Genomic DNA, 12244 nt, shown 5'->3' on the forward strand with positions numbered 1-12244 from the left:
CCATGACTAACCTCAACGCCATCGACCCGGCCGCGGTCGCCGAGGAAGCAAAGATCGAGGACGGCGACGTCGTCATCGCCAAGTCGCGGATCATCCTCCGCCGCTTCCTGCGCAACAAGACCGCCGTCGCCGGCCTCGTCATCTTCATCCTCCTGACTCTGCTCTCCTTCTTCGGCGGGGCACTCTCCAGCTGGGACAAGGAGACCATCGACCCGTTCAACATCGGCACCGAACCCTCCTCCGAGCACCTGCTGGGCACCTCGCAGGCCGGCATCGACCTCTATGCGCTCACCGTGGAGGGGACCCGGGTCTCCATCCTCATCGGCCTGGTGGTGGGCCTGGTCTCGGTCCTGATCGCGGCCGTGTACGGCTGCACCATGGCCTACTTCGGCGGCAAGGTCGACAAGGTCATGCTCTTCATCCTCGAAGCGCTGATCATGATGCCGGCGCTGCTGGTGGTGGCCGTGGCCACCAGCGGCGGCGGGGACGGGCTCAAGAAGAGCCTCCCCAGCTGGCTGCTGCTGATCATCGTGCTGCTGGTCTTCAGCTGGATGGGCACCGCCCGCCTCATCCGGTCCCTCTCGATGTCCCTGATGCAGCGCGACTTCGTCAAGGCCGCCCAGTACATGGGCGTTCCCGCCCGGCGCATCGTCTGGCGGCACCTGGTCCCGAACATCGGATCGCTGCTGGTGCTGGACATCACCCGCGGCGTCACCGGCGCCATCCTCTCCGAGGTCGCCTTCTCCTTCATCGGCATCGGCATCAAGGTCCCGGACGTGAGCCTGGGCGTGCTGATCGGCCAGGCCACCTCCCAGGTCTCCACCTTCCCGTGGATGTTCTGGGTGCCGCTGACCGTGATGTTCCTGCTCACCGGGTCCCTGGCAATGATGAACGACGGCCTCCGGGACGCGTTCGACCCCAGCTCCAGCTCGATTGGCAGCGCCAAGAAAAGGAAGAAGGCCACCGCATGAGCAGCGACTCCACCGGCCTCGGCACCGCCGAACGCCTCGATACCGCCGAACGCCTGCACGCCGCCGGACTGCATAGCGCCGACAGCGCGCCCGCGGGCGCAGTCCTCTCCGTCCGGGACCTGAACGTCCGGTTCAACACCGAGAACGGCGTGGTCCACGCCGTCCGCGGAATCGACTTCGACCTGATGCCCGGCAAGACCCTCGGCATCGTGGGCGAATCCGGCTCCGGCAAGTCCGTGACCTCCATGGCCATCATGGGCCTGCTGCCGGAAACCGCCGACATCACCGGCTCGGTCCGACTGCACGGCACCGAGCTGCTGGGCCTGAGCGACAAGGCCATGTGCCGCCACCGGGGCAACGAGATGGCCATGGTCTTCCAGGACCCGCTGTCCTCGCTGACCCCGGTCTACACCGTGGGCGCCCAGATCATCGAGGCGCTCACCGTGCACAACCCCGGGATGAGCAAGCAGGCCAAGGAGGCGCGCGCCGTCGAACTCCTCGCCATGGTGGGCATCCCCAGCCCGAAGGACCGGCTCAAGGCCTTCCCCCACGAGTTCTCCGGCGGCATGCGGCAGCGGGTGATGATCGCCATCGCGATCGCCAACAACCCCCGGGTGCTGATCGCGGACGAGCCGACGACGGCGCTGGACGTCACCATCCAGGCGCAGGTGCTGGAGGTGCTGCACACCGCGCAGGAGGAGACCGGGGCCGCCGTCGTCATGATCACCCACGACCTGGGCGTCGTGGCCGGCATGGCGGACGACATCATGGTGATGTACGCGGGCCGGCCGGTGGAAACCGGCAGCGTCGACGACATCTACTACAACCCGCGGATGCCCTACACCATGGGCCTGCTCGGCGCCGTGCCCCGCGTGGACACCGCCGAGAAGACCTCCCTGGTGCCGATCGAGGGCATCCCGCCGAACCTGATCAACGCCCCCACCGGCTGCTCCTTCGCGCCCCGCTGCCCGCTGGCCACGGAGGAATGCCTCGACGGCGAGCCCGCGCTGCTGGCCGTCGGCGGCGCAGGGGACGGCACGCTCGAGCACCGCGCCGCCTGCATCAAGAGCGAAGAGCTGGGCGCCGGGGTGGACGTGCACCGGATCTTCTCCGCCCCCGAGGTACCTGTCTCCCGGTTCGACGCCGTCCCGCGCGCCGACCGCAAGGCCGTGCTGGAACTCAACGACGTGCGCAAGCACTTCCCGCTGCTCAAGGGCTCCCTGATCAAGCGCAAAATCGGCACGGTCAAGGCCGTGGACGGCCTCAGCTTCGACATCCGCGAGGGCGAGTGCTTCTCGATCGTGGGCGAATCCGGCTGCGGCAAGACCACCACGCTGCTGGAAATCATGGAGTTCCACCGGGACCAGGACGGCGAGGTCACCATCGGCGGCCTGAGCAACAAGGCCGCCTCGGATGCGAAGACCAAGGCCGCCATGCGCCGGGAACTGCAGATGGTCTTCCAGGACCCCACCGGCGCGCTGGACCCGCGCTTCACCGTCTTCGAGGTGCTGGCCGAACCGCTGGAGAACTCCGGCATGGCCAAGCCCGCGATCCGGAAGCGGATCATGGAGCTGATGGAGCTGGTGGGCCTGCAGCCGGACCACGTCAACCGCTTCCCCAACCAGTTCTCCGGCGGCCAGCGGCAGCGCATCGGCATCGCCCGGGCGCTGGCGGTCAATCCCAAACTGGTGGTCCTGGACGAGCCGGTCTCCGCCCTGGACGTCTCGGTCCAGGCCGGCGTCATCAACCTGCTGGACCAGCTCCGCGCCGAACTGGGCCTGAGCTACCTGATGGTGGCCCACGACCTGTCCGTGGTGCGGCACATCTCCAACCGGGTGGCCGTCATGTACCTGGGCAAGATCGTGGAAATCGGCGACGTCGACGAGGTCTTCGACCGCCCCCGCCACCCCTACACCCGGGCGCTGCTCTCCGCGATCCCGGTACCGGACCCGCGGCTCGAACGCACCCGGGAACGGATCATCCTGCAGGGTGACCTGCCCTCGCCGCTGGATGCGCCGCAGGGCTGCAACTTCGCGACCCGCTGCCCGGTCTTCGCCGCGCTTCCTCCCGCCAAGCAGGAGAAGTGCCTGACCATCGAACCCGTGCTCGAAAACGCGGCACATCCCGACGCGGCCCCGGGCCGCCCGGCCGGCGGTCCGCCGTCGGCCCCCACAGACCAGCAATTCGCCTGCTTCTACCCGGACGGCGACCTGGACGCGGACATGCTCGTAGTCCACGAAACCACCTGACCTACCCGTCAGGCGCAGCAGTGCAACAGATAAAAATGAGGGGAAAAATGAAGAATCTCACCAAGATCGGCGGCGTCACCGCCGTCGTGGCAGCTCTCGCGCTGACCGCCTGCGGCGGTGGCGGGGGCGGGTCGAAGGGCCCGGAAGCCGCCAAGGGCCAGGACTCGGGCAGCGACCTGTCCAAGCTCATCAGCATCAACGCCAAGGACCCGAAGGACCTGCAGCAGGGCGGCAAGCTCACCCTGCCGCTGGGGAACATCGGCCCGGACTTCAACGGCTTCTCCAACACCGGCAACAGCGCGGACAACACCGCCCTGCACCGCCCGATCGATGAGGCCGGCACCTGGGGCTGCTGGAACTTCGACTTCGACGGCACCGCCACGCCGAACAAGAACTTCTGCGAGGACGTCAAGAGCGATGTCAAGGACGGCAAGCAGACCATCACCATCAAGGTGAACCCGAAGGCCACGTTCAACGACGGCACCCCGATCGACGTGAAGACCTTCGAGAACACCTGGAAGATGCTCAACGGGCAGAACAAGGACATCGACATCGTCTCGTCCGGCGCCTACGAATTCGTGGACTCGGTCAAGGCCGGCGCCAACGACAAGGAAGTCGTTGTCACCACCACCCAGCCGGTCTACCCGCTGGACTCCCTCTTCACCGGCTTCATCCACCCGGCCGTCAACACCCCGGAGATCTTCAACACCGGCTTCACCGGCGACATGCACCCCGAGTGGATGGCAGGCCCGTTCAAGGTCGACAAGTACGACACCGCCGCGAAGACCGTCACCATGGTCCCGAACGACAAGTGGTGGGGCACCAAGCCGGTGCTGGAAAGCGTTGTCTTCCGCCAGCTCGAGTCCAGCGCCGCCATCGCGGCGTTCAAGAACGGTGAGATCGATGGTGTGTCCGCAAACACCATCACGCCGTACAAGCAGCTCGACGGCACCAAGAACTCCGAGATCCGGCGCGGCCAGCGCCTGTTCGCCGGCGGCCTGAACATCAACGCCCAGAAGGCTCCGATGACCGACGTCGCCATCCGCAAGGCGATCTTCACCGCGGTTGACCGCGAGGCCCTCCGCAAGGTCCGCTTCAACGGGCTGAACTGGGAAGAGGAAAGCTCCGGCTCGATGATGCTGCTGCCGTTCTCGAAGTACTACCAGGACAACTACCCCGTCACCGAGACCGGCCCCGACGCCGCCAAGAAGATCCTGACCGACGCTGGCTACAAGGCCAACGCCGCGGGCATCATGGAAAAGGACGGCGTTCCCGCCGCCTTCAAGATCAGCAACTTCGGTGACGACCCCACCACGCTCGCCTTCGCCCAGACCCTGCAGAAGCAGCTCCAGGCCGGCGGCATGGATGTCGGCATCGACCAGCGCGCCTCCGCCGACTTCGGCAAGGTCCTGGGCAGCCGCGATTTCTACCTGAGCGTCTCCGGTTACACCGTCGGCGCCGACGCGACCGACGCGGTCAAGCAGTTCTACGACTCCAAGACCAACGAGAACGAGCTCGGCGACGCCGACCTCGACGCGAAGATCAAGAAGCTCTCCACCATCGCCGACAATGCCGAGCGCAACAAGGCGGCCATGGAGGTCGAGAAGGAGCACATGGCGAAGTACTTCTCCATGGGCGTCGTGATGAACGGCCCGCAGATCTCCTTCGCCCGCACGGGCCTGGCGAACTACGGCCCCTCCCTGTTCAAGAGCCTGTCCCAGGTTCCGGACTGGACCACCATCGGCTGGGAAAAGAAGTAACCTCCCCTCCGACGCTCCCGCAGCTTATGCGGGAATTCGGGCGACGCTCCCTCACTTCGTGGGGGAGCGTCGCCTTTTTTGTAGCCGAAACCGAGGGAGCGCCCTGCGTGTGCAAGGGGCCGGTAGCGTGGACCCATGGCAGCCCCCTCGCATCCCCTCCGCACCGCCGTCGCCGGGTTCGGCCTCTCCGGCAGCGTCTTCCACGCGCCCCTGATCGCCGCGGACCCCGCCTACTCGTTGGAGGTCATCGCCACCGCGGACCCGGGCCGGCGCGCCGCGGCCGCCGACCGCTACCCGGGCGCCCGGCTCGTGGACACCCCGGAGGCCATCCTGGAAGCCGCGGACGGCCTGGACGTGCTGGTGCTCGGCACGCCGCCGGCCACGCACTACCCGCTCGCCCGCGCCGCGCTGGAGGCCGGGCTCGACGTCGTGGTGGACAAGCCGTTCACCGTGACCAGCGACGAGGGCCAGGAGTTGACCGGCCTGGCCGGGCGGCTGGGCCGGGTGCTCACCGTGTTCCAGAACCGCCGCTGGGACGGCGATTTCCTGACCGTCCGCGGTCTGCTGGCGGCCGGCAGCCTGGGCCAGGTGGCGCGCTTCGAGTCCCGGTTCGAGCGCTGGTCCCCGGCGGTCAGCAAGCCGTGGAAGGCGGCGGCGACGGCGGCCGAGGGCGGCGGGGTGCTCTACGACCTGGGCACCCACCTGGTGGATCAGGCCTTGCAACTGTTCGGGCCCGCGACCCTCACGCACGCCGAGCTGGGCGTGCGGCGGCCCGGCGGGGCCTCCGACGACGACGCGTTCCTGGCGCTGCGGCACGACTCCGGGGTGACGAGCCACCTCTGGATGAACCTGCTCTGCGCCCAGCCGGGACCCCGGTTCCGGATCCTGGGCAGCGGCGGCGGCTTCACCAAACACGGCGTGGACTCGCAGGAACCCTACCTGGCGGCCGGCGGCAGCCCGCTGGACGCGGCCTACGGGGTCGAGGACACGGAGTGGGCCGGCCTGCTGGGCCGTGACGGCCACCTGGACCGGCTGCCCACCGAACGCGGCGCCTACCCGGAGTTCTACCGGTTGCTCGCGGAGAAGATCGCCGACGGCGGCGCGAGCTCGCCTCTGTCCCTCCCCGTGGATCCCGCCGACGCCGTCGCCGCCCTCGCGCTGATCGAGCAGGCCCGGGAACTGGCGGGGGAGAGGCCTTAACGCCCGAACGGCAGCCATCCGTGGGGATGACTGCCGTTCAAACAGCTGACCGGGTGTTACGCGGAAACCAGCTCGTGCCAGTCGGAGACCAGGGGCAGGTTGTGCGCCTCGGAGACGGACCGGTGCGCCACCTTGCCGGCGGCGATGTTCAGGCCGGCGGCCAGGGCGGCGTCCCGATCGAACGCGGCCTTGACGCCCAGGTTTGCCAGCGCCACGCCGTAGCGCAGCGTGACGTTGGTCAGCGCGTAGGTGGAGGTGTTCGGCACGGCGCCGGGCATGTTGGCCACGCAGTAGAAGATCGTGTTGTGGACCTTGTACGTGGGTTCCTGGTGCGTGGTGGGGTGGGTGTCCTCGAAGCAGCCGCCCTGGTCCACGGCGATGTCCACCAGGACCGAGCCCGGCTTCATCCGGGAGACCAGCTCGTTGGTGACCAGCTTGGGGGCCTTGGCGCCCGGGATCAGCACCGAACCGATGACCAGGTCGGCGTCGACCACGGACTTTTCGATCTCGTAGGCGTTGGACGCGACGGTCTTCAGGCGGCCCTGGTACTGGGCGTCCAGTTCGCGCAGGCGGTTGATGTTGATGTCCAGGATGGTGACGTCGGCGCCGAGGCCCAGGGCCATGGCGGCGGCGTTGGTGCCGGCCACGCCGGCCCCCAGGACAACGACCTTGGCCGGACGGACGCCCGGGACGCCGCCGAGCAGCACGCCCTTGCCGCCGGCCGGGGCCATCAGCGAGGTGGCGCCCACCTGGACGGACAGGCGGCCGGCGACCTCGGACATGGGGGCCAGCAGCGGCAGCGCGCGGCCCTCCTGCACGGTCTCGTAGGCGATCGCGGTGACGCCGGAGTTGATCAGTTCCTGGGTCAGTTCCGGCTCGGCGGCCAGGTGCAGGTAGGTGAAGAGGATCAGGCCCTTGCGGAAGCGGTGGTACTCGGCCTTGACCGGCTCCTTGACCTTCATCACCATGTCGGCGCGGGCCCAGACGTCGTCGGCCTCGGCGACGATCTCGGCGCCGGCGATGGCGTATTCCTCGTCCGTGATGCCCGAGCCCAGGCCCGCGCCGCGCTCCACCAGGACGGTGTGGCCGTGGTGGCGGAATTCGTGCACGCCGGCCGCCGTGATGGCGACGCGGAATTCGTTGTTCTTGATCTCTTTGGGGACACCGATGATCATGTGTGAAGCTCCAAAAGTGGCGGCCTGGCCGGCCGGGTGTACGGGGGAAGTCGTGATTCCAGAATAGGACCGGCTGTGAGGCAGGCGACAGGGACGTCCTGCCCGCCCGACGCCAAAACCCCGCCATTCCGGGGATGTTATCCGGCGCGGTTCGACAGATGTCGAGGGTGCGGGCGGCAGGTGTCGCCTGCTGTCCGGAGCGGTCCGGCTTCGCCGCGGCCCGGGCGGGGCAGTACTGTGGCAGCATGCAGCAGCAGGACGTCGAGCAGCTCGTGGAGCGCGTGGCCATGCGGCTGGGGCGCGGGCTGTCCCTGGAGGACCTCGACGGTGTCCTGCTCGCCTACTCCTCCAACCAGTCCGCTGCGGACCGGGTGCGGGTGAACTTCCTGCTCAGCAAGCGCGTCCCGGTGGACGTCAGCGCCTGGCAGCTCTCGCACGGCATAGCCACCGCGGTCCGGCCGGTGGTGGTCCCGGCGAACGAGGAGCTGGGCATGCTGGGCCGGGTCTGCGTTCCCCTGCTGGTCCGCGGCTTCCGGGTGGGCTACCTCTGGGTCCAGCTCGACGCCGGAGAGCCCACCGCCGGGTCCGTCCTGGCCCAGCTGCCGGACGTGGCCCGCGACCTGGAGCAGCTCTCGGCGCTGCTGCTGGACTCCAACACCGCCGAATCCGAGTTCCGCCGCCGCCGGGAACGGGAGTTCCTTGCCGCCTGCCGCGGGGAGGCGAACGCCGTCGCCGCCGTCGCGGGCTGGAAGGAAGTGCAGGGCCGCGGGCCCTGGCAGCTGGTCACCGTGCTCGACGCCGACGGCTGGGCCGAGGGATCGGACCCCGCGGACGCCATGCTGGTCCACCGCTCCGCGGCGCTGCAGGCCACCATCGGCGTGGATGCGGCCCTCTTCAGCGCCGGGACGGAGACCCACGCGGTGATCCTGTTCAAGGAGTCCACCGGCCGGGCCGATCACGCCCAGGTGCTGGTGCACTATCAGCTGGAGCTGGCCAAGCGTTCCGGCCGGCCCGTCCGGCGGATCATCCTGGGGACCTCGGAGGGATTCTCCCGGCCCCGGGGGCTGGTGGAGGCGTACCAGCAGTCGCGCCAGGCGGCGCAGGCGGCCGCCGTCGATCCGCAGCTGGGGGAGCTGGTGGACTGCCGGGCCACCGGGATCTACCAGCTGCTGGCCTCCGCGGGCGGCGGCGCCGGGGCCTGGGCCGATGCGGGGTCGGTGCACTTCCGCACCCTGGCCGACCACGACCGGAACGGGGAGCTCCTGCCGGTGCTGGAGCTGTTCTACGACAACGACGGCTCGGTCCAGGATGTCGCGGCGAAGCTGCACCTGCACCGCAGCAGCATCTACAACCGGCTGGGACGGATCCGGCAGCTGCTGGGCGTAGACCCGCTCAAGGGCCTGGTCCGGCTGGAACTGCACGCGGCGCTCAAAGCGCGGCGCTGGGCGGAACGGCCGAGGATTTAGCGGGAACAGATCTAGCGGGAATCTACCGCTCGTCCGGCTCCGGGCCCTCGTGCACGGAGTCGCGCGGGGCCTGCCGGGCCGTTTCGCGCCGGCGGCGCGTGAGCCGGCTTTCGGTCCAGAGGGCGACGGCGACGAAGACCACGCAACTGGCCATGAAGGACGCGGTGTTGTTCAGCCCCATCAGGTTTCCGAGGATGCCGGTGATCACCATGGCGGCGATGCCGGCCAGGATGTGCCACCCTCTGAACTTACCCACAATTCCAGCGTAACCCCGGGTTCCGCCGCACTTTCGCCCCGGGGCCGGATTGTTGCTTGATCCTTATCACGCCGTCAGGATTCTTCGGCGGAATCGGGGGACCCGGCAGGTTCCCCGCCCGCGGCCCCGCTCTTCTTCTGCGTCTCCAGCCAGGCCATGATGTCCGCCAGCCTGATGCGCCGGTGCGTCCCGCGGTACTGGACCGGGATCTCGCCGCGGTCCGTCATGTTGCGCAGGTAGGTGTGCGAGATGCCCGCCAGCTCGGCCGCCCGGGAGGTGGTCAGCATTTCCTCGACGCTGCTGACCGTGACGGATTCGCCGCGGCTGAAGCGCTGCAGCAGATCCACGACGGCGTCCCGGGCGGAGGCGGGCAGCCGGTGGACCGTCCCGTCGACGAAGACGGTGACGTCGGTGCTGCCGTCGAGGGCGTAGCGGAGTGCCTGGGCGTCCTCGGCGGGGAGCGCGGCGGTGACCCGGGGCGCGATGAGTGTCATGGACTGCATCCTAGCGTCCCGGGCCCGCCGCGGCGGCTGCTAGAGAGACCCGGTCAGAGGCCCAGTTCCTCCAGGACCGGAAGCTTGGCCCGGACCCAGGCGCGCGCGTCCGTGGCGCTCGGGGCGGAGAGGGCCAGCTTCGCCAATTCCTGCGCCTCGCCCAGGGTCACGGTCTTCAGGACCGCGGCCACCGCGGCGATGGAACGGGCGGTCATGGACAGGGTGGTCACGCCCAGGCCGGTGAGGACCACGGCCAGGGCCGGGTCCGCGGCGGCCTCGCCGCAGACACCCACGGACTTGCTGTGGCCCTCGGCGACGGAACCCTCCACGGTCAGGCCCACCAGGCGGAGCACGGCGGGCTGCCACGGGGTGTTCAGGCCGGCCAGCGGGCCGAGCTGCCGGTCAGCGGCCATGGCGTACTGGGTCAGGTCGTTGGTACCCAGGCTGGCGAAGGAGACCTCGCGCAGGATCGCCTCGGCGGTCAGGGCGGCGGACGGGACCTCCACCATGACGCCGGGGGTCTTGAGGCCGGCCTCCGCGCACATGGTGGCGAACCGGGCCGCCTCCTCGGCGGTGGAGATCATCGGGGCCATCACCCAGACGTCCGCCTCAGATTCGGCCGCGGCGCGGGCGATCGCCTGCAGCTGGCGCTCCAGGACGCCGGGGGTGGTCAGGTCGGTGCGGTAGCCGCGGACGCCGAGCGCCGGGTTGGGCTCGGTGGCGTCGGTGAGGAACGGCAGCGGCTTGTCGGCACCGGCGTCCAGGGTGCGCAGCACCACCTTCTTGCCGGGGAAGGCGTGGAAGACCTCCTTGTAGGCGGCCGCCTGCTCGTCCACGCTCGGTTCGTTGTCGCGCTCGAGGAAGCAGAACTCGGTGCGGAACAGGCCCACGCCCTGGGCGTTGAGCCGTGCGGCGGCCGCAGCGTCCTTGCCGCCGCCGACGTTGGCCAGCAGCGGCACCTGGTGCCCGTCCGCCGTCGTTCCGGTGCCGTCGAAGTCGGCCAGCAGCGACGCCGTCGCCGCCCACTGCTCGGCCGCGTGGCGCTGCTCCTCGCCGGGTTCGGCGGTGATGGTGCCGGCGGCGCCGTCGACGTAGACCTCGGTGCCGTCGGCCAGGGCGTCCACGCCGGCGGCCGCCACGACGGCGGGCAGGCCGAGCGAGCGGGCGATGATCGCGGTGTGCGACTGCGGGCCGCCGCCGGCGGTGAGCAGGGCCAGGACCTTCTCCGGGTCCAGGGTGGCGGTGTCGGCCGGGGCAAGGTCCTCGGCGATGAGGATGAACGGCGTCTCGGCGCTGGGGATGCCGGGGGCGGGCACGCCGCGCAGTTCGGCGACGATCCGGGCGCGGACGTCCAGGACGTCGGTGGCGCGTTCGGCCATGTAGCCGCCGAGGTTGTGCAGCATCTCCGAGACGGAGGCGCCGGCCTCCCAGATGGCCCGCTGGTTGGAGGTGCCGCGGGCGATCAGCTTCCCGGCGGTCTTCAGCAGCATGGTGTCCGTCGCCATCAGGGCGGTGGCCTCCAGCACGGCCTTGCCGTCACCGCTGACGGTCTGGGCGCGGTTCTTGAGCTGGTCGTGCACGGCCTTCGCGGCGGCCTTCAGCGCGGCCGTCGCATCCTCGGCGGAGACACCGGCGGGCAGCTGCTCGCCGGCGGGCGGCTCGCTGACCGGTTTGGGCATCTGACGGATGGTGCCGATGATCCGGCCGGGGCTGACGCCTACACCTTGGAAGTTCTGCACTGAAAGTCCTCATTCTCTGCCGTGAGCCAGTAAGACGGTCCAGATGCCGCTGCTGAGCCGCTAGACCCTAGATTTCCCGCGGCCGTCCACTACGTCAACCCGGAACCCGAAGCACCTGAAAAAGTCGATGGAAAAAAGTGTTGTGATGCACTTCATATAGCGTTGCTATAGGTGCTAGGGTAGCGGCTATGAGTATCGATGGCCAGCTACCGCCCAAAATCCGGCTGCTCCGCGCAGCCGCCGGACTGCTGGCCAAATCCGGAGGCGCCGCCGTCTCCACCCGCCAGATCACGCAGCTGGCCGGAGTCACGGCACCCACGCTCTACCACCACTTCGGGGACAAGGAAGGCCTGTTCGACGCCGTCGTAGCGGCCGGCTTCGAGGAGTACGTGGCGGGGGAGCGGGACTTCGAACCGTCCGGCCGTCCGCTGGAGAACATCCGGCGGATGTGGGACAAGCACGTCCAGTTCGGCCTGAAGCAGCCCGAGCTGTACCTGGTCATGTTCGGTAACATCCGCCCCGAAAGCCGCCCCGCCGTCGTCGCCGACGCCGAGGCGCTGCTCGAGGGCATGCTGAACAAGGCCGCCGTGGCCGGCCACCTGGCCGTCCCGCCCAAGGAAGCGGCGCGCAGCATTCTGGCCGCGAACGTGGGCGTGACCCTGATGCTCATCACGGAGAAGGCCCCGGAACGGAACCTGGAGCTCTCGGCCATGACCCGGGACGCCATGATCTTTGCCGTCTCCACCGACCTGGCCCGCGAGGCCGACCCGGAAGACCCCGGCAAGTCGCCGGTGGTGGTGGCCGCGATCGCCCTGAACGCGGCCCTGCAGTCCTCGCACTCGGACCAGCTCTCCAGCTCTGAACTCAAGCTCTTCCTCGAATGGCTCCACCGGATCTCCATCAGTTCCACCAGCTAGCTCGTCGAAATATCGGA

The 12244-nt window shown here is 69.2% G+C and carries 10 protein-coding genes; 6 read left to right on the forward strand and 4 right to left on the reverse strand.

The features are described from left to right. Nucleotides 1–2: 2 nt before the first annotated feature. From ABC337_RS08500 to ABC337_RS08515, 4 genes are all read left to right on the forward strand, one after another. Entirely contained in the window at nucleotides 3–971 is a 969-nt protein-coding gene (locus ABC337_RS08500; RefSeq protein WP_412884341.1) for an ABC transporter permease, read from the forward strand. Beyond that, on the forward strand, nucleotides 968–3220 hold the full coding sequence (locus ABC337_RS08505; protein WP_412884340.1) for a dipeptide ABC transporter ATP-binding protein: 2253 nt from the start codon (nucleotides 968–970) through the stop codon (nucleotides 3218–3220). The genes ABC337_RS08500 and ABC337_RS08505 overlap by 4 nt, the downstream gene beginning before the upstream one ends. Nucleotides 3221–3267: 47 nt before the next feature. Beyond that, complete coding sequence (locus ABC337_RS08510) at nucleotides 3268–4980, forward strand: ABC transporter family substrate-binding protein (protein ID WP_412884339.1); 1713 nt, start codon at nucleotides 3268–3270, stop codon at nucleotides 4978–4980. 135 nt (nucleotides 4981–5115) lie between these two features. Continuing rightward, nucleotides 5116–6180: a Gfo/Idh/MocA family protein gene (locus ABC337_RS08515; protein WP_412884338.1), complete on the forward strand. Its 1065-nt coding sequence runs from the start codon at nucleotides 5116–5118 to the stop codon at nucleotides 6178–6180. Nucleotides 6181–6236: 56 nt separating this feature from the next. Here the strand turns inward: ABC337_RS08515 and ald are convergent, their stop codons facing one another. Further along, nucleotides 6237–7355: an alanine dehydrogenase gene (gene ald, locus ABC337_RS08520; protein WP_377970883.1), complete on the reverse strand. Its 1119-nt coding sequence runs from the start codon at nucleotides 7353–7355 to the stop codon at nucleotides 6237–6239. Between the two features lie 245 nt (nucleotides 7356–7600). Here ald and ABC337_RS08525 point away from each other — a divergent pair, with 245 nt between their 5' ends. Next, nucleotides 7601–8821, forward strand: coding sequence for a helix-turn-helix domain-containing protein (locus tag ABC337_RS08525; protein ID WP_412884337.1), 1221 nt, complete (start codon nucleotides 7601–7603; stop codon nucleotides 8819–8821). A 22-nt stretch (nucleotides 8822–8843) separates the two neighbouring features. On the opposite strand, the gene ABC337_RS08530 is transcribed toward ABC337_RS08525, so the two are convergent. The 3 genes from ABC337_RS08530 to ptsP form a co-directional block, all read right to left on the reverse strand. Then, nucleotides 8844–9077 (reverse strand): hypothetical protein, encoded by a 234-nt coding sequence (locus tag ABC337_RS08530; RefSeq protein ID WP_412884336.1) that lies wholly within the window; start codon nucleotides 9075–9077, stop codon nucleotides 8844–8846. 74 nt (nucleotides 9078–9151) lie between these two features. Then, nucleotides 9152–9571: a helix-turn-helix domain-containing protein gene (locus ABC337_RS08535; protein WP_412884335.1), complete on the reverse strand. Its 420-nt coding sequence runs from the start codon at nucleotides 9569–9571 to the stop codon at nucleotides 9152–9154. Nucleotides 9572–9624: 53 nt separating this feature from the next. Beyond that, nucleotides 9625–11310: a phosphoenolpyruvate--protein phosphotransferase gene (gene ptsP, locus ABC337_RS08540; protein WP_412884334.1), complete on the reverse strand. Its 1686-nt coding sequence runs from the start codon at nucleotides 11308–11310 to the stop codon at nucleotides 9625–9627. Between the two features lie 188 nt (nucleotides 11311–11498). On the opposite strand from ptsP, the gene ABC337_RS08545 reads away from it, so the two are divergent. After that, nucleotides 11499–12227 carry a TetR/AcrR family transcriptional regulator gene (locus ABC337_RS08545; protein WP_290257232.1) on the forward strand — a complete coding sequence of 243 codons (729 nt, stop codon included), beginning with the start codon at nucleotides 11499–11501 and terminating at the stop codon, nucleotides 12225–12227. Nucleotides 12228–12244: the final 17 nt, after the last annotated feature.

The organism is Arthrobacter phoenicis (genome assembly GCF_047238215.1).
GTDB lineage: Bacteria > Actinomycetota > Actinomycetes > Actinomycetales > Micrococcaceae > Arthrobacter.